Source organism: Nonomuraea fuscirosea, assembly GCF_035917475.1.
Taxonomy (GTDB): domain Bacteria; phylum Actinomycetota; class Actinomycetes; order Streptosporangiales; family Streptosporangiaceae; genus Nonomuraea; species Nonomuraea fuscirosea.
Genome location: NZ_CP109074.1, coordinates 9256889 through 9273646, shown reverse-complemented (window position 1 = coordinate 9273646; position 16758 = coordinate 9256889). Strand labels below are relative to the sequence as shown.

Below are 16758 nucleotides of genomic sequence, written 5' to 3'. Positions count from 1 at the left end.
CGGGTTTCCGTGCCACCTCGCGGCTATTGTGGGGGAATTGGGCTCCCACCGTGGCCCGTTGAGACCCAGGGGGCAAAGATGTTCAAACGCAACAGGCACGGCATCCAGATCAAGTCGCCGGAGCAGCTCGAGAAGATGCGCGCGGCGGGGCTGGTGGTCGGGCGCACGCTCGACCTGCTGCGGCGCTCGGTCAAGCCCGGGATGACGCCGCTGGACCTCGACGTGATCGCCGAGAAGGCGATCAGGGACGAGGGCGCGATCCCGTCGTTCAAGGGCTACCAGGGCTTTCCCGCGACGATCTGCGCGTCGGTCAACGACGAGGTCGTGCACGGCATCCCGACCGCCGTACGCAAGCTGCGCGAGGGCGACATCATCTCGATCGACTGCGGCGCGATCCTGGAGGGCTGGCACGGCGACTCCGCGGTCACGGTCCCGGTGGGCGAGGTGGACCCCAAGCTGACCGAGCTGATGCGGATCACGGAGGAGGCCATGTGGCGCGGCATCGCCGCGCTCAAGCCCGGCCGCCACCTGTCGGACATCGGCTTCGAGATCGAGCGCTACGTCAAGTCCCAGGGCCGCTTCGGCATCCCGCCCGAGTACGGCGGCCACGGCATCGGCACCGAGATGCACATGGACCCCTGGATCGCCAACCACGGCAAGCCGGGCCGGGGCCCGGCGCTCGAAGAGGGCATGTGCCTGGCCATCGAGCCCATGGTCAACCTGGGCACCGAGCGCACCCGCGTGCTGGCCGACGACTGGACCGTGGTGACGGTCGACGGGAAGTCCTCCGCACACTTCGAACACAGCGTCGCGGTGACACATAATGGACCTTGGGTGCTTACCGCCCTGGACGGGGGCGAAGAGCGCCTCGCTCAACTGCAGATCTAACCCGGGAGTGGTGGGATGGCGAACAGCCCCGAGATGCGTGCCTCCGACGCCGACCGCGACCGGGTCGCCGCCATCCTCCGCGAGCACACCGCGCAGGGTCGCATCACCATGGACGAGTTCAACGAGCGGCTGGAGTCGCTCTACAAGGCCAAGACCTATGGTGAGCTGGCCAAGCTGACCTCGGACCTGCCCGACGTCGACCTGCGGCGTCTGCCGGCCAAGGCCACTGCCGCGGCGCCCGAGCGGCGCGGCATGCACCCCGGCATGAAGGCCGCCTGGAGCGCCTGGGCGGCGGTGGCCGGCATCAACTGGACGGTCTGGGTGATCGTGGCCATCACGAGCGGCCACCTGATCTATCCGTGGCCGCTGTGGGTGATGGGGCCGTGGGGCGTGATCCTGCTGGTGAGCACGATCTTCGGCGGCGACGCGAACAAGAAGAGCTCCTAGCGAGACGGTCGCCGAGAAGAGCTCCTAGCAGGACGGTCGCCGGGAAGAGCTCCTGCGGGCCGCACGCCGTCTTCGGCGGCTTCTGTGCTGTTGTGCACTCTGTGCACTCGTGCGCAGTCCGGATCCGGCCGGATTCCTAACGTGAGGTGTGTCGAACAGCACGACTCACGGAGGAGCTCTCATGCGTAAGATCCTTGCGGCCGCCGCCATCGCCGGCTCCGTCACCGTCGCCGGTCTGGCCGCGGCCCCCGCCGCGCAGGCCGCCACCAGCACGGCCACCAGCACGGTCAGCAGCACCGCCGCCGCCGGCTCTCAGGGCAGCTGGGGCAAGTACTACTCCAGCAACCACAAGGCCTACACCTACGGCAAGACCTACAAGTCCTACGGCAAGGTCTACACCCACTGGTACGGCAAGGAGTACTCGCCCAGGTACGGCTACGTCTGGTTCAAGTACTACGCCGGCGGCAAGTGGTACAAGTTCTCCCACCGGTGGAACGGCTCGTACGACACGACCTGGTCCGGCAAGGGGATCGAGAAGATCTACACCTACACGTGCTGGGGCGGGAAGTACAAGTACTGCGGCCCCTCCCACCGCATCTACTAGATGTTCCCGCAGAGGGACGGAGCGAGGCCCGCCGGGCTGGAACCCCCGGCGGGCCTCGCGTCGTGTGTCCTGAGGATTCGACACGTGGGGTAGACTCTTAGATGGTTGTGTCAGGACACCTGGCACGCGTTTCGCGTTTTTGGCTCAGGTGTCGTACACTCCTTAGTCGGCTCACTATGACTTTTCACGCGTCGGCGGCCCTTGTCGGCCGTCGCTCTCTTCGAAGCGTGAAGGTCGCGGCTGCGTAGTGAACCGGAGCCTCAGACGACCGATCAGTGAAACGCGAGGAATTTTGGCCAAGAAAGACGGCGCCATCGAGATCGAGGGCACTGTGGTCGAATCGCTCCCGAACGCCATGTTCCGGGTGCAGCTCGACAACGGCCACAAAGTCCTGGCCCACATCAGCGGACGTATGCGGATGCACTACATCCGGATTCTTCCCGACGACCGGGTAGTCGTTGAACTGAGCCCCTACGACCTCAGTCGTGGGCGGATCGTCTACCGATACAAGTAAGACGTCTGAGGAACAAAGGACAATGAAGGTAAAGCCGAGCGTCAAGAAGATCTGCGACAAGTGCAAGGTGATCCGCCGGCACGGTCGCGTCATGGTGATCTGCGACAACCTGCGCCACAAGCAGCGTCAGGGTTAGTCGCCGCAAGGCTTCTCCGAGTCCGCCCCGGCAGGGTGCGGGCTCGACGTATGAGAAGCCTGCATCAGTAGTCGCGTCACACACCTGAACAGGCGGCCGCTTCGCGTGAGGCGTCCGAACCGTTCAGGAGACCCCCGGTCGGAGGCCGGGGCCCTCACCCCGGGCATTGGGGAGGGGTAGTGCGGCGCAAGACCTCCGCCACAAAGAAGGAGAATGCCCGACCATGGCTCGCCTGGTTGGCGTCGACCTCCCCCGCGACAAGCGGCTGGAGATCGCTCTCACCTACATCTACGGAATCGGCCGCACCCGCGCCCTGGAGATCCTCCAGGCCACCGGCGTGAGCGGCGACCTCCGCGTGCACCAGCTCTCCGACACCGAGCTCGTCCCGATGCGTGACTACATCGAGGCGAACTACAAGATCGAGGGTGACCTGCGCCGCGAGGTCCAGGCCGACATCCGTCGCAAGATCGAAATCGGTTGCTACCAGGGCATCAGGCACCGCAAGGGTCTGCCCGTCCACGGTCAGCGCACCCAGACGAACGCGCGCACCCGTAAGGGCAAGAAGAAGACCGTCGCCGGCAAGAAGAAGCCCGGTAAGAAGTAGTCCTCGCAGCCGCAGGACCGAAGACCTCAGGAGTGAAGGCCAAGGATGCCTCCTAAGAGCCGCCAGGGTGCGCCGAAGAAGGTGCGCCGCAAGGAGAAGAAGAACGTCGCTCATGGGCACGCCCACATCAAGAGCACGTTCAACAACACGATCGTTTCGATCACCGACCCCAACGGGAACGTGATCTCCTGGGCCAGCGCCGGCCACGTGGGTTTCAAGGGCTCCCGTAAGTCCACCCCGTTCGCCGCTCAGATGGCCGCCGAGAACGCCGCCCGCCGCGCCATGGAGCACGGCATGCGTAAGGTCGACGTCTTCGTGAAGGGTCCCGGCTCCGGCCGTGAGACCGCGATCCGCTCGCTGCAGGCCACCGGCCTCGAAGTGGGTTCGATCCAGGACGTCACCCCGGTTCCGCACAACGGTTGCCGGCCGCCGAAGCGCCGCCGCGTCTGACTCAGCCCAGGAGATAGTGAGAAATGGCTCGTTACACGGGCGCGGACTGCAAGCTCTGCCGTCGCGAGAAGACCAAGCTCTTCCTCAAGGGCAGCAAGTGCGAGTCCGCCAAGTGCCCCATCGAAATCCGTCCTTACCCCCCGGGTGAGCACGGCCGCGGTCGTCCGAAGGACACCGAGTACCAGCTTCAGCTTCGCGAGAAGCAGAAGACCCGCCGCATCTACGGCGTCCTCGAGAAGCAGTTCCACAACTACTACGAGGAGGCCGCGGGCAAGAGCGGCAAGTCGGGTGAGGTGCTCCTCCAGATCCTGGAGAGCCGTCTCGACAACGTCGTCTACCGCGCCGGGTTCGCGCAGTCGCGTGACGCCGCTCGCCAGCAGGTCCGTCACGGGCACATCGTGGTGAACGGCAAGAAGGTCGACATCCCGTCCTACCGCGTTCGCGAGCACGACATCATCGAGGTCCGCGAGAGCAAGCGCAACCTGCTGCCGTACGAGGTGGCCCGCGCCACCGCCGGCGAGCGCACGGTTCCCGCGTGGCTCGGCGTCGTGCCGGACAAGCTCCGCGTCCTGGTGCACCAGCTGCCGGTTCGCCAGCAGATCGACACCCAGGTTCAGGAGCAGCTCATCGTCGAGTACTACTCGAAGTGAGTGGTGGTTGGGGCACGGATTTCCGTGCCTCAACTATGCTTTTCATCGGAGTGGCGTCATATAGCGGTCGCCACACGAAAAAGGGGAGAACCCACACATGCTGATCGCTCAGCGCCCGACTCTCCTCGAAGAGTCGATCGACGACACCCGGTCCCGATTCGTCATCGAGCCGCTGGAGCCGGGTTTCGGCTACACCATCGGCAACTCGCTGCGCCGCACGCTGCTGTCGTCCATTCCGGGCGCGGCCGTGACGAGCATTCGCATCGAGGGCGTGCTGCACGAGTTCTCGACCGTTCCCGGGGTCAAGGAAGACGTCACCGACATCATCCTCAACCTCAAGGAACTGGTCGTCTCCTCCGAGCACGACGAGCCGGTCGTGATGTACCTGCGCAAGCAGGGCCCGGGTGAGGTCACCGCCGCCGACATCGCGCCTCCGGCCGGTGTCGAGGTGCACAACCCCGAGCTGCGCATCGCCACGCTCAACGGCAAGGCGAAGCTGGAGATGGAGCTGACCGTCGAGCGCGGTCGCGGCTACGTCTCCGCCGCGCAGAACAAGCAGCCGGGCCAGGAGATCGGCCGGATTCCGATCGACTCGATCTACTCCCCGGTGCTCAAGGTCACCTACAAGGTCGAGGCGACCCGAGTCGAGCAGCGTACCGACTTCGACCGGCTCATCCTCGACGTCGAGACCAAGCCCGCGATGAAGCCCCGCGACGCGGTGGCCTCCGCCGGCAAGACCCTCGTCGAGCTCTTCGGCCTGGCCCGTGAGCTCAACGTCGAGGCCGAGGGCATCGACATCGGCCCGTCGCCGACCGACGCCGCCCTGGCGGCCGACCTGGCGCTGCCGATCGAGGAGCTGAACCTGACCGTTCGCTCCTACAACTGCCTCAAGCGCGAGGGCATCCACACCGTGGGTGAGCTCGTCGCCCGCAGCGAGCAGGACCTTCTCGATATAAGGAATTTCGGCGCCAAGTCGATCGAAGAGGTCAAGCAGAAGCTGCACGAGATGTCGCTGGCGCTCAAGGACTCCCCGCCCGGGTTCGACCCGAGCGCGGTGGCCGGCGGCGGCTACGACGACGACGACAGCGCGTACGTCGAGACCGAGCAGTACTGATCCAGATAGCGCGGGCCCCCTTCAACGGGGGGCCTGGCGGCCCGACCCCGGTACCTGGCACGGCCGGGGCGGGTGAACCCCAAGGAGAGATGACATGCCCAAGCCCACCAAGGGTGCGCGTCTTGGCGGAAGCCCGGCGCACGAGCGGCTGATCCTGGCGAACCTCGCCACCGATCTGTTCCGCCACGGCCGGATCCGCACGACGGTGGCCAAGGCCAAGCGCCTGCGTCCCGTCGCGGAGCGCCTGATCACCAAGGCGAAGAAGGGCGACATCCACAACCGTCGCCAGGTCCTGACCGTCGTTCGGGACAAGGGCGTGGTCCACCACCTCTTCACCGAGATCGCGACGACGTTCGCCGAGCGTCCCGGCGGCTACACCCGCATCACCAAGATCGGTGCGCGTAAGGGCGACAACGCCCCGATGGCGATCATCGAGCTGGTGAGCGAGCCGCTGGGTGGCGTCACGACCCGCGCCACCGAGGCTCCCGCCGCCGAGACCGCTCCTGCGGCTCCGGCTGCGGAGGCTGCTACGGAGACTGAGGCTCCCGCGGAGGCTGAGGCCAAGGCCGAGACCGCCGAGGCTTCTGAGGCCGCCGCCGAGGAGGCCCCGGCTGCCGAGGCGAAGAAGGACGAGGCCTGAGCTTTCGGACCTTCAGGTTCTAGCTCGCAGAACGGCTGAGACGGGCCCGGATCCCCTGACGGGGGTCCGGGCCCGTTTTTTCATCCCCGGGAGGGAACATCGTGGTACGGCTCCGCCTCGACCTCGCGTACGACGGGACCGGCTTCTCCGGCTGGGCCAGGCAGCCGGGGCTGCGTACGGTCCAGGGGGAGATCGAGCAGGCACTCGGACGGATCCTGCGCCTCGGCGAGCCGGCCATGCTGACCGTGGCCGGGCGTACCGACGCGGGGGTGCACGCGCGGGGGCAGGTGGCTCACGTGGACGTGCCGGAGGACAGGCTGGGGGAGCTCGACGGGAACCGGGGGCCGCTGTCCATCGATGAGAGGCTCGCTGCGCTCGTGAGACGGTTCGGTGGTGTCCTGGAGCCAGATGTACGGATATATCGGGTCTCCGTGGCTCCTGAGGGCTTTGACGCACGGTTCTCGGCGATGTTCCGGCGGTACGCGTACCGCGTGAGTGACGCGCCGGGAGGCGTCGACCCACTGCGCCGCTGGGAGATCGTCTGGCACAACCGGCCGCTGGACCACGGCGCGCTCAACGCCGCCGCCGCGCGGCTGCTCGGCGAGCACGACTTCGCCGCCTTCTGCAAGAAGCGCGAAGGCGCCACCACGATCAGAGAACTGCAGCGGCTGGACTGGGTGCGCGGGCCGGACGGGGTGCTGGCCGCCACCGTCGTCGCCGACGCCTTCTGCCACTCCATGGTCCGCGCCCTGGTGGGGTCACTCCTGGCGGCCGCGGACGGTCGACGGCCGGTCGAGTGGCCGGGGGAGGTGTTGCGGCGGGGGGTGCGCGACTCGGGGGTGCACGTGGCTCCGGCGCACGGGCTCTGCCTGGAAGAGGTGGGCTACCCGGCCCCGTCCGACCTCGCGGCCCGCGCCGTGGCGACGCGACGGGTCCGTACGGCGCCCGAGCAGCTCCCGTCCGAGTAGCGCCCGGCCCGGTAGCGTCCGGGCGGGCGATTACGGTTCGAGTTGCGCCGGCCGGTGGCTCCGGTCGGGTGGTGCCGCCCGGCCGAGTTGTGCGCGTCCGAGTAGCGCAGCCCATCGGGGCGTGGCTGCGGTCCGAGGCGCGCTCGATCCGGGTGGCTCCGGTCGGGTGGCGTTGCCCGGCCGAGTAGCGCCCGTGCGGGTAGTGCAGCCCATCCGGGGGAGCCGGTCCGAGGAGCACCGCTCCGAGGAGCGCCCGTCCAGGGAGCGTTGGTGCGTAATGAACCCGCTCGAGATGTGTCGGCCTGGGTGGTACCCGTCTGGGTTGTGCCGGTCCGAATTGCGCACGGTCGGGTAGTACTTGGCCAACGAGCTCCCGGCCGGTTGGTGTACGGCCGGGAGGGTGTTGGTGAGGTGGTTGCCGGCTGGGGGTCAGCCCTTGGTGATGCGGCGTTCCAGGACGAGGGTGATCTGGTCTCTGAACGCGCCGCTGACCTTCGGCAGCGTCTTCTCCTTGGCCGTCGGTGTGTGGCCGTCGGCGTAGGTGGCGTAGCTGAAGACGATGTAGCGGCCCCAGACGAGGCCCGCCGCGTAACCGCCGGCGATGTGCACGCGCTCGCCGCCCGATCCGGACGCGCCGGGCAGTGGGCGGAACCAGACGTTACGCGACAGGTCCTTCGCCTGGTCGACCGTGGCGGCGGCGTTCTTGTCCGGCAGGACGGCCAGGCCCGTGGTGACGGCGTAGCGGCGCTTGCTGTCGACGTACGTCGCCCTGAGCACCCGGCTGCACTTCTGCTCCTTCAGCGCGTCGGCGAAGGCGCCGGTCGCGGCCTTGTCGCAGGTCGTCTCCATGTGGGCCTTGACCCTGGTGAACGTCGTGCCCGCCGCACTCACCTTCTTCTTCGGGAACGCCTCCGACAGCGACAGCTTCTGCGGGTCGCTCTGCTCGGAGTCGAGCATCGACGTGCCCGCGAGGTCGGCCGGCGGGACCGCGGACTCCTCGGCGACACTCGGACTCGTCGGCGCGGGCGAGGCGGCCACCGGGGGCGGCGCGGCGGAGTTCATCGCCTGAACGGCGAAGAACCCACCCGTCGCCACGCCGGCCAGGGCCAGCGCGCCGAGCGTGACGAGCAACGCCCGTTTGCTCCTGGGCGGGGGAGGTGGTGGGGGCGGGGTCTGGAACGGGGGCTGCTTGAACGCTCCTGGCGGGAACGCGGGGCCGCCCGCTGGGGGCTTGGGGAGATCGAAAGAGGTCGAGGGCTTGTGACCCCAGGTGTCTCTCGAAAACGGGAGCTCGGGCAGTTTGTCACCGGTCGGAGAATTGGGGGGCCAGACGGGTATGTCGCCTGGCTCCGGGGGGCGGACGGATGGGTTGGTGGAGCTGGGGTCGAAGGGCGGATTCTGGGAGGCGGCCGATTCGGTCTTGGCCGCGTTGGGGTCGAAGTAGTGGGCCGGTTTGGCGGTGGTGTCGCGGGTGGACGCGATGGGGGCGGGGAGGTGGGGGAGTTTGGACGGCTTCGAGCCGGGCCCTTGCAGGCCATGCTCGGCTCCCTGGCCTGACTCTTGATCGGATCCCTGTCCTGGTCCCTGGCCGGATCCCTGTCCCGAGCCTTGACCGACTCCTTGGCCCGGGCCCTGGCCGGGTGCCTGGTCGTGGGAGGGGTGTGGGTCGGTGGTCCGGGGGTCGCCTAGGTGAGCGCCCGTGGGGGTCGCGCGCCCGGGGACGGTGAAGCCGGGACGGAGGCCACCGGGCACCGTGTCGGCGGGCTCGGGGCCATCGTGGCCCGCGAAGCCTTCGGGGCGGCCGGATGCCTGCTCGCCATGCGCCGAATCCGAGGCCTGCCCGCCAAAGGTGGCATGTGCTGACTCCGAGGCGTGATCGCCGGGGACGGCATGCGGTGACCCTGGGGCGTGCCCGGTGGGTGTGGTGTGCGGTGACCCCGGGGCGAGCCCGCCGGGCGTGGTGTGCGCCGACTCCGGGGAGTGCCCGCCCGGGGCGGTGTGGTCCGGTAGCTGCTGGTCGTGGGCGGTGTGACCGGAGGGTTGCGTGGCCTGCCGGTCATGCGTGGCGGACGACGAGGCCGCTCGATCGTGCTCCGTCTGCGTCAGGGTCCGGCCGTCGTGGTCCGGTGGGTCCTGGACCTGCCGGTCGTGCGGGAGCGCGGTGCTTGGAGGCGTTCCGGGATGGCCTTCGGTGCCCGTTCCTGGATGATCTGCTGCACCAGGGTGTCCCGGGGCGGGTATGCCGTCGGGAGGCGTGTCGTCCGCGTGGTGATGGCGGGTGGCGTCCTGTTGCGTAGCGTCCGGGTCGAAGTGGTGAGCCGGGTGGGAGAGGCCCTCCGGTTGGGTGGCGCTCGCGTCGAAGGGCGTGGGCAACTGGCCCGGCTCGTCGGAGTCGGGCTCGGCCACCAGCTCGCCCGTGGCGGCCGGCCAGGGAGGCACGGCGTGCGGGTCGGAGAGGGGCGCGGGCCACACCGGCATGCCCGCCGCGGCGGCGGTGAAGGCGGGCGGCGGCTCCCAGGGCGGTGCACCGGGCACCACGGGCTCCACCGGCCAGGCACCGGCCTGTCCACCGGGACCGCCGGCTTGCCCACCAGGACCGCCAACTTGCCCACCGTGCCCGCTGGCGTGCCCACCGGGACCGCCGGGCTGCGCACCGGGATCCTCACCGGCGGCGTCCCACGGCCGCATCTCATGAATCCGTCCTGGTCGGACCTGGTCACTCTCGGCCTGGGGATGGTGCGGTGCCGGCCATGGCTGGTCGCTTCCGGCGTGGGGTGGGGGCGACCATGGCTGGTTGGCGTCGGGTGCGGCGTTGTGGGGAGCTGCCCAGGGTTGGCCGGTCTCGGCTCCGGGGTGGTGTGGCGGTGACCATGGCTGGTTGTCGTCGGGTCCGGCGTCGGGGGTGGCCGCCCAGGGTTGGCCGGTGTCGGCTTGGGGGTGGTGCGGTGCCGGCCATGGCTGGTCGCTTCCGGCGTGAGGTGGGGGCGACCATGGCTGGTCGGGTTCGGGCTGGGCGGCGGCTGCCCACGGTTGGTCGGTTCCGGCCTGGGGGTGTGGCGGTGACCACGGTTGGTTGGCCCCTGGCTCGGCCTGGGACTGGTGTGGCGCCGGCCATGGTTGGTCAGCCCTGGTCTGCAGGGGAGGCGGCGACCACGGTTGGTTGGCGTCGGGTTGGGCGTTGTGGGTGGTTGCCCAGGGTTGCCCGGTGTCGGCTTGAGGGTGGTGCGGTGCCGGCCACGACTGGTCGGTTTCGGCGTGGGGTGGGGGCGACCACGGCTGGTCGGGTTCGGGCTGGGCCGCGGCTGCCCAGGGTTGGCCGGTGTCGGCTCCGGGGTGGTGTGGCGGCGACCATGGCTGGTTGGCGTTGGGGGTGGACGCCCAGGGTTGGCCGGTGTCGGTCTGGGGGTGGTGCGGTGCCGGCCATGGTTGGTCGGTCGCGGCCTGAGGATGCGACGGTGACCACGGCTGGTCGGGTTCGGCTCCGGGGTGGTGTGGTGTCGGCCATGGTTGGCCGGAGCCGGAGCCGGAGCCGGAGCCGGAGCCAGGACCGGGCTGGGTGTGGTGCGGGGTTGGCCAGGAAGGGCCGGTGGCGGGTTGGCCGAAGGTGGAGGTGGGCGAGGTCGGTGCGTGCGACTGGTGGCCGGGGTGCGGGGCGCCGGAGGGCTCCGCGGCTGCGAGGCCGGGGGCGGTGGGGTCGGAGTACCAGTCGTAGGGGGCGGCGTCGTCGCCCGGTACCTCCCACGGCTGAGCGGCGCCGGACGGCTCCTCCGGATCTCCCTGCCGCCCCTGGAAGGCAGAGGCGACAGGCGACGCCTCGGCATCGGCTGACCCACCCGCCGGGAAGCCGCTCGGAGCACCGGACGCGGTATCCGCAGGGAAACCACTGGCGGTGCCGGTAGAGGCGTCGGCCGGGAAGCTGCTCGGCGTTCCGGTGGAGGCGTCGGCCGGGAAACCACTAGAGGTGCTGGTGGAGGCGTCGGCCGGGATGCCGGATGCAGCGCCGGTCGAGGCGTCCGCAGGGAAGCCGCTGGGAGCGCCGGAGGTGGCGTCGGCCGGCAAGCCGCTCGGGGTTCCGGTCGAGGGGTCGGCCGGGAAGCCGCCCCGGGTGCCCAGGGCGGCATCGGTTGGGGCGCCGGACGCGGGTCCGGGTGCTGGGGTGCCGGTCGAGGGGTCGGTCGGCTCGCCCGTTCGGGGGTCGGTTGAGGGGTCGGTCGGAGGGAACGCCGGTGGAACGTCTCGCCCGTTGGTCTGGCCGAAGCTCGGCGGTGGCGTCACAGGTGCGGCCGAGCGTTCGGCTTCCTTGTGATCGTGCTCAGACCCGGGTTCCTGGCCACGCATAGCTGGAGCCTAGCGAGAGTAGCGAGATCGTTATGTCGGTATGGATGTTCCCAGTAGCATCACGAGTCCCGTACCGGCGCTTATGTCCCACAATGCCGATCAGCCCGCCCGGCTTCCGGTGAGCGCGCGGTTGTCGAGGGCGGGGAAGACGGTGGCCTTGGAGATGTCGTTGATGGCCTGCGCGATCCGCTTCGTCCCCTTCGCGTCGGGCTTCGTGCCGTCCTTGTTCTGGAACCAGAACAGGATCGCGTAGTGGCCGTACGTCGAGATCTTCGCGCCGCCGCTGCCCGAGCCGAGGAACTTCGTGACGGTGTCCTTGCCCGCGAGCGGCTTGACGTAGTTCTTGGTGTCGCCGGCCTTGGCCACCTTGGCCGCCAGCTTGCTCGTCTTGAGGTTGGCCACGCCGACCGTGCCGATCACCTTGGCGGACTTGTCGCGGAAGCTCGCCCGGACGAACTGGGTGCACTTGGCGGACTTGAGCGCCTTCTGGAGGGTGTCGCCTAGAGCGCCGTCATTGCACTTCTTGTCCTTGCTGGTGATCGTCATCTCGTAGCTGCGGCCCGAGATGGTGATCTTCTTCCGCTTCCCGAACACCTCCTTGACCGTGATCGCGTCAGGGTCCGTGGTGCGCGCGGCCGCGAAGCCGTACTTGCCGGCCGGCACCGACGGCAGTGGCGCCGAGGTCTGGCGGGTGTTGGCGGTCTCGGCCGTCACAGGGCCGTCGGCGTTCCACATCAGGGCCAGGCCGCCGCCGAGCAGGCCGAGCACCAGGACTCCGCCGATCGCGAACCAGAGCGGGGCACGGGAGCGCTGATCCTCGTCGTACGGGCTCCAGCCCACCTTGCTCTGCGGCGCCCTCGGGATGTCGTCGCCGGCGTCGTCCTTGTTCTTCTTCTTGGACGTGTCCTTGGCGGGGTCCTTATCGCCCTTGTCCGCCTTGCCCCTGCGGGAACGGCGGCCCTTGCCGGTCGCCGATCTGTCGTCGTCCGGCGCGCCGGAGTCGGGGTTTCCGCCGCCAGGGCCGCCAGGGCCGCTGGGACCGCCTGGTCCCGGGTTGACGCCGAACGCGCCGCTGTCGCCGCCGAACGGGTCGCCACCGCCGAAGGAACCGCCGCCGAACGGACTGCCTCCGGCCCTGCGTCCACCGGAACGGCCTCCGCCCGGCCGGTCGCCGCCGGATGGGTCACCGCCGGACCGGTCGTCTCCGGAACGGCCGCCTCCGGACGGGCCGCCACCTGAGGGGCCTCCGCCGAAGAAGCCGCCCGCGGGGTCACCCCCCGGGCCGCCGCCTCCGCCGGGACCTCCCGGACCGCCCGCGCCGTGCGAACCGCCAGAAGGGCCGCCGCGTGCGCGTCTGCCTCGGCTGGGAGGCCCTTCGGACGGGCCGCCGCCACCGGGGCCGCCGCCGCCGGGGCCGCCACCTCCAGGGCCGCCACCTCCAGGGCCACCACCCCCAGGACCGCCGCCGTGACTGCCGCCCCCAGGACCGCCGCCGTGGCCACCGACCCCAGGGCCGCTGCCACCTGGACCGCCGCCCCCCGGGCCGCCGATCATGAAGGCGCCGCTCGTGGGCCCGCCACCGCTGGAACCGCCGTTGAAGTCACCGATGAAGCCACCGCTCGCGGGTCCACCACCGTTGGGGCCGCCGTTCGCGGGCGCGCCGTGGGCGCCGCCGCCGTTCAACGGCCCGCCGTTCAGGGGTCCGCTGTCGAAGGGGTCGCCGTTCACGGGCCTGCCCCCCGAGGGTCCCGCGGCCGCGTGCGAGCCGCCCGCGGGCGCGCCGCCTCGGGGCGCGCCGCCTCGGGGCGCGCCGCCCATTCCGTAGGGGGCGCCACCGGCGGGACCGGGGCCGAAAGGGGCGAAGGGGGCATCGCCCGTGCCGTTCTCGCGTTCCCTATCGCCGTTGGAAACCATGCGGCGACACTACCGTGATGTTTGTCATCGGGTTCCGAAGTCCTGGGTCCACCATGGTCCGCCGGGGCCCGACGCGACGCCCACGCCGATGGCCCGCAGGCGGCAGTCGAGGATGTTCCTGCGGTGGTCGGGGCTGTCCAGCCAGCCGCGTACGGCCTCGTCGGCGGTGCCGTAGCCGGCGCCGATGTTCTCGGCGGCGCCCCAGCGGTATCCGGCGCGCTCCATCCGGTCCCACGGCGAGGCGCCGTCGGGGGAATTGTGCGTGAGCTGGCCGGTGCGGGCCATCTCCAGCGAGTGCGTACGCGCAGAACGGGTGAGCCCGCCGTCCACCCGCAGCGGCGCGCAACCGCGCCTGGACCTGGCCGAGTTCGTCAGGGAGACCACCCGCGAGGCGACGCCGGCCAGCACCTGTACGCCGCCGTCCTCGCCGCCGAGCACCCGCGTCCTGTCCTCGGAGGCGAAGCCGGGGATCTGGTCCTTCGACGACCTGGTCGGCCTGGGCGTCGGGGCGCCGCTGGGCAGCTTCTTGGTCGTGACGCCCCTGGGGATGCTTTCGAGCTGCTGCGCCTTCCGCGCCGCCGTCGGCGCGGGGTTGGCGGTGGCGGCCGCGGGCGGGACGGTCTCTTCGAGGTAGACGTGCCGGGCCGGGTCGGGATCGGTGGTGAGCCGGCCGATCAGCACACCGGTGAACAGCACGGCCATGAGGCAGGCCAGTACACCCAGGTGACTCCGGCGCCGATGGCCGCGCTGGGTTTGCCGGGTGCGAGAGTTCTGCCACATACCGTCGCCAACGATAGGGATGTCTGGTCCTGGGAAAGAAGGGGTCCCAGGGAAACGAAATCGAACCGTTCTGCGGTCGGGTAGACTCGCACAGGGTTACCGGTCTTTTGACCTGCACGCCTCAGGGCGGGTAGCTTAGGTTCGTTGTGTGCATAGGTCCAGCGCGACCAATGCGCGGCGCGTCCGGCGTCATCTCCCATATTGCGGAGACGGAAGGTCCGGGCCGTCGTGTGCCCGCACCGACCGACCAATGTAGCTGTCACATCCGACAGCGCCGAAGACGCGAGCATAAAGAAGGCTACGACCGTGCGCACGTACTCACCGAAGCCCGCCGACGTCCAGCGTCAGTGGTACGTCATCGACGCGACCGATGTCGTGCTGGGCCGGCTGGCCAGCCACGTCGCGACCCTGCTCCGCGGCAAGCACAAGCCGATCTTCGCCAACCACGTCGACACCGGTGACTTCGTCATCGTCATCAATGCCGACAAGATCGCGCTGAGCGGCAACAAGCGTGAGCAGAAGAAGGCGTACCGCCACTCGGGCTACCCGGGCGGTCTGCGTTCCGTCAGCTATGGCGAGCTCATGGACAAGCGGCCCGACAAGGCAGTGGAGAAGGCCGTCAAGGGCATGCTGCCGAAGAACTCCCTCGGCCGGAAGATGGCCAAGAAGCTGAAGGTCTACGCGGGTTCTGAGCACCCGCACCAGGCCCAGCAGCCGGTGCCGTTCGAGATCACCCAGATCGCCCAGTAGTAGTTCGAAAGAGTTAGAGGAGAACCGTGGCTGAGCCCACTGGTGTCGAGACGGCCGTAGAGACGGTCGAGGTGGAGGACTTCTCCGGCGAGGAGTTCCCGTCCGAGTACACCACCGAATCCACCGCCAGCGCTGACGCCCCCGTGCGTAAGCCCGTCACCACGGGCAACTCGTACGGCACCGGCCGCCGTAAGGAGGCGATCGCCCGCGTGCGCATCGTCCCCGGCACCGGCAAGTGGACGATCAACGGTCGTTCGCTGGACGCGTACTTCCCGAACAAGGTCCACCAGCAGATCGTCAACGAGCCCTTCGTGGTGCTCGGCGCCGAGGAGGCGTTCGACGTCATCGCGCGCATCGACGGCGGCGGCGTGACCGGCCAGGCCGGCGCGCTGCGCATGGGCCTGTCCCGCGCCCTGGCGGTCCTGGACGTCGAGGTCAACCGCCCGCCGCTGAAGAAGGCCGGCTTCCTCACCCGTGACGCCCGCGCCACGGAGCGGAAGAAGTACGGCCTCAAGAAGGCCCGCAAGGCTCCGCAGTACAGCAAGCGCTAAGTTGGCGCGCCTTTTCGGCACCGACGGGGTACGTGGGGTCGCGGGCCGCGACCTCACGGCGGAGCTCGCCATGGACTTGTCCGTGGCGGCCGCTCACGTCCTCGGCGATGCAGGCGCGTTCTCCGCCACCGGATCCGGTAAACACCGGCCGGTGGCGGTCGTGGGCCGGGACCCGCGTGCCTCGGGAGAGTTTCTCGAGGCCGCCGTGGTCGCCGGCCTTGCGGCGTCTGGAGTGGATGTGCTGCGCCTCGGCGTGCTGCCCACCCCGGCCGTCGCCCACCTCACCGCCGCGCTCGGCGCCGACCTCGGCGTCATGCTCTCGGCGTCGCACAACCCGGCGCCCGACAACGGCATCAAGTTCCTGGCCCGCGGCGGCTTCAAGCTGTCCGACGCGGACGAGGACGAGATCGAGCGGCGGCTGGGCGAGGAGTGGAGCTTCCCCGTCGGCTCCGGCGTCGGTCGCGTGCGCGACGCGTACGGAGAGGCGGACCGCTACATCTCCCACGTGCTGACCACGATGACCGCGGCCCTCGACGGCCTGAACGTCGTGGTCGACTGCGCTCACGGGGCCGCCCACATGGTGGCGCCCGAGGCGCTGGTGCGCGCGGGAGCCAGGGTCGAGGCCATCGGCGCCAGGCCCGACGGGCTCAACATCAACGACGGCCACGGCTCGACCCACCTGGACAAGCTCCGTCAGGTGGTCATCTCGCGCGGGGCCGACCTCGGTGTGGCCTACGACGGCGACGCCGACCGCTGCCTCGCGGTCGACCACACGGGCGCCGTCGTCGACGGCGACCACATCATGGCCGTGCTGGCCGCGGCCATGCACGGCGAGGGCCTGCTGGCCAAGGACACCGTGGTCGCGACCGTGATGTCCAACCTGGGCTTCAAGCTGGCGATGCGCGATGCGGGGATCACCGTGGTGGAGACCTCGGTGGGCGACCGCTACGTGCTGGAGCGGATGAAGTCCGACGGCTTCAACCTGGGCGGCGAACAGTCGGGGCACGTCATCATGCTCGACCACGCCACCACCGGCGACGGCCTGCTCACCTCCCTGCACCTGCTGGGCGTGGTGGCCAAGTCCGGAGTGCCGCTGAAGGAGCTGGCCGCGGTGATGACGCCGCTGCCGCAGATCCTGATCAACGTCAAGGACGTCGACCGGGGCAAGGCCTCGGTGCCCGAGCTCGTCGCGGCCGTCACCGAGGCGGAGGCGGAGCTGGGAGAGGCCGGCCGGGTCCTGATCAGGCCGAGCGGGACCGAGCCGATGATCCGGGTCATGGTCGAGGCCGCGTCGGAGGAGCACGCCACACAGGTGGCGGGCCGCCTGGCCGCCGTGGTCCGTACGGCCTGCGTCTGACGAACGACCGTCCATCGGGCGCCTCGGCGGGCCCGATGGACGATCGGCTTTCT

Annotated in this window: 17 protein-coding genes; 14 read left to right on the top strand and 3 right to left on the bottom strand. The window is 69.9% G+C overall.

What is annotated here, in order from left to right; translation table 11 throughout:
* Positions 1-78 precede the first annotated feature (78 nt).
* From map to truA, 11 genes are all read left to right on the top strand, one after another.
* Complete coding sequence (gene map, locus OIE67_RS42140; RefSeq protein ID WP_326631065.1) at positions 79-888, top strand: type I methionyl aminopeptidase; 810 nt, start codon at positions 79-81, stop codon at positions 886-888.
* Positions 889-903: 15 nt separating this feature from the next.
* Positions 904-1335 (top strand): DUF1707 SHOCT-like domain-containing protein, encoded by a 432-nt coding sequence (locus OIE67_RS42135; protein ID WP_326631063.1) that lies wholly within the window; start codon positions 904-906, stop codon positions 1333-1335.
* Between the two features lie 181 nt (positions 1336-1516).
* Positions 1517-1939 carry a hypothetical protein gene (locus OIE67_RS42130; RefSeq protein WP_326631061.1) on the top strand — a complete coding sequence of 141 codons (423 nt, stop codon included), beginning with the start codon at positions 1517-1519 and terminating at the stop codon, positions 1937-1939.
* A gap of 292 nt (positions 1940-2231) precedes the next feature.
* A complete protein-coding gene (gene infA, locus OIE67_RS42125) occupies positions 2232-2453 on the top strand; it encodes a translation initiation factor IF-1 (RefSeq protein WP_012887858.1) in 222 nt (73 codons plus the stop codon).
* Between the two features lie 22 nt (positions 2454-2475).
* Complete coding sequence (gene rpmJ / locus OIE67_RS42120; RefSeq protein WP_003956441.1) at positions 2476-2589, top strand: 50S ribosomal protein L36; 114 nt, start codon at positions 2476-2478, stop codon at positions 2587-2589.
* A 223-nt stretch (positions 2590-2812) separates the two neighbouring features.
* Complete coding sequence (rpsM, locus tag OIE67_RS42115; protein WP_106236112.1) at positions 2813-3193, top strand: 30S ribosomal protein S13; 381 nt, start codon at positions 2813-2815, stop codon at positions 3191-3193.
* Between the two features lie 45 nt (positions 3194-3238).
* Positions 3239-3643, top strand: a complete 405-nt coding sequence (rpsK, locus tag OIE67_RS42110; protein WP_020542285.1) for a 30S ribosomal protein S11 — start codon at positions 3239-3241, stop codon at positions 3641-3643.
* Between the two features lie 23 nt (positions 3644-3666).
* Positions 3667-4293: a 30S ribosomal protein S4 gene (gene rpsD, locus OIE67_RS42105; RefSeq protein ID WP_326631022.1), complete on the top strand. Its 627-nt coding sequence runs from the start codon at positions 3667-3669 to the stop codon at positions 4291-4293.
* Positions 4294-4390: 97 nt separating this feature from the next.
* Positions 4391-5407, top strand: a complete 1017-nt coding sequence (locus OIE67_RS42100; RefSeq protein WP_103960866.1) for a DNA-directed RNA polymerase subunit alpha — start codon at positions 4391-4393, stop codon at positions 5405-5407.
* A 94-nt stretch (positions 5408-5501) separates the two neighbouring features.
* The gene (gene rplQ / locus OIE67_RS42095; RefSeq protein WP_326631018.1) at positions 5502-6047 is read left to right on the top strand and encodes a 50S ribosomal protein L17; all 546 of its coding nucleotides are present in this window, start codon (positions 5502-5504) and stop codon (positions 6045-6047) included.
* Positions 6048-6148: 101 nt separating this feature from the next.
* On the top strand, positions 6149-7015 hold the full coding sequence (gene truA / locus OIE67_RS42090) for a tRNA pseudouridine(38-40) synthase TruA (protein WP_326631016.1): 867 nt from the start codon (positions 6149-6151) through the stop codon (positions 7013-7015).
* A gap of 429 nt (positions 7016-7444) precedes the next feature.
* Here the strand turns inward: truA and OIE67_RS42085 are convergent, their stop codons facing one another.
* The 3 genes from OIE67_RS42085 to OIE67_RS42075 all read right to left on the bottom strand — a co-directional run bounded on the left by OIE67_RS42085 (position 7445) and on the right by OIE67_RS42075 (position 14047).
* A complete protein-coding gene (locus tag OIE67_RS42085; RefSeq protein WP_326631014.1) occupies positions 7445-8146 on the bottom strand; it encodes a hypothetical protein in 702 nt (233 codons plus the stop codon).
* Positions 8147-11452: 3306 nt separating this feature from the next.
* A complete protein-coding gene (locus OIE67_RS42080; RefSeq protein ID WP_326631012.1) occupies positions 11453-13081 on the bottom strand; it encodes a hypothetical protein in 1629 nt (542 codons plus the stop codon).
* A gap of 210 nt (positions 13082-13291) precedes the next feature.
* The gene (locus OIE67_RS42075) at positions 13292-14047 is read right to left on the bottom strand and encodes a CAP domain-containing protein (protein WP_326631010.1); all 756 of its coding nucleotides are present in this window, start codon (positions 14045-14047) and stop codon (positions 13292-13294) included.
* 306 nt (positions 14048-14353) lie between these two features.
* On the opposite strand from OIE67_RS42075, the gene rplM reads away from it, so the two are divergent.
* From rplM to glmM, 3 genes are read left to right on the top strand one after another with little or no spacing between them, the layout of a single operon-like run.
* Entirely contained in the window at positions 14354-14797 is a 444-nt protein-coding gene (gene rplM, locus OIE67_RS42070; protein ID WP_106236123.1) for a 50S ribosomal protein L13, read from the top strand.
* Positions 14798-14823: 26 nt separating this feature from the next.
* Positions 14824-15348 carry a 30S ribosomal protein S9 gene (gene rpsI, locus OIE67_RS42065; RefSeq protein ID WP_326631007.1) on the top strand — a complete coding sequence of 175 codons (525 nt, stop codon included), beginning with the start codon at positions 14824-14826 and terminating at the stop codon, positions 15346-15348.
* A 1-nt stretch (position 15349) separates the two neighbouring features.
* Entirely contained in the window at positions 15350-16705 is a 1356-nt protein-coding gene (gene glmM, locus OIE67_RS42060; protein ID WP_326631005.1) for a phosphoglucosamine mutase, read from the top strand.
* Positions 16706-16758: the final 53 nt, after the last annotated feature.

Excerpts from the sequence above, each read along its gene's own strand:
- OIE67_RS42130 (WP_326631061.1), top strand. The coding sequence starts at position 1,517 with ATGCGTAAGATCCTTGCGGCCGCCGCCATCGCCGGCTCCGTCACCGTC.
- OIE67_RS42075 (WP_326631010.1), bottom strand. The coding sequence starts at position 14,047 with ATGTGGCAGAACTCTCGCACCCGGCAAACCCAGCGCGGCCATCGGCGC.
- rpsD (WP_326631022.1), top strand. The coding sequence starts at position 3,667 with ATGGCTCGTTACACGGGCGCGGACTGCAAGCTCTGCCGTCGCGAGAAG.
- OIE67_RS42135 (WP_326631063.1), top strand. The coding sequence starts at position 904 with ATGGCGAACAGCCCCGAGATGCGTGCCTCCGACGCCGACCGCGACCGG.
- OIE67_RS42100 (WP_103960866.1), top strand. The coding sequence starts at position 4,391 with ATGCTGATCGCTCAGCGCCCGACTCTCCTCGAAGAGTCGATCGACGAC.
- rpsK (WP_020542285.1), top strand. The coding sequence starts at position 3,239 with ATGCCTCCTAAGAGCCGCCAGGGTGCGCCGAAGAAGGTGCGCCGCAAG.
- rplQ (WP_326631018.1), top strand. The coding sequence starts at position 5,502 with ATGCCCAAGCCCACCAAGGGTGCGCGTCTTGGCGGAAGCCCGGCGCAC.
- rpmJ (WP_003956441.1), top strand. The coding sequence starts at position 2,476 with ATGAAGGTAAAGCCGAGCGTCAAGAAGATCTGCGACAAGTGCAAGGTG.
- map (WP_326631065.1), top strand. The coding sequence starts at position 79 with ATGTTCAAACGCAACAGGCACGGCATCCAGATCAAGTCGCCGGAGCAG.
- rpsM (WP_106236112.1), top strand. The coding sequence starts at position 2,813 with ATGGCTCGCCTGGTTGGCGTCGACCTCCCCCGCGACAAGCGGCTGGAG.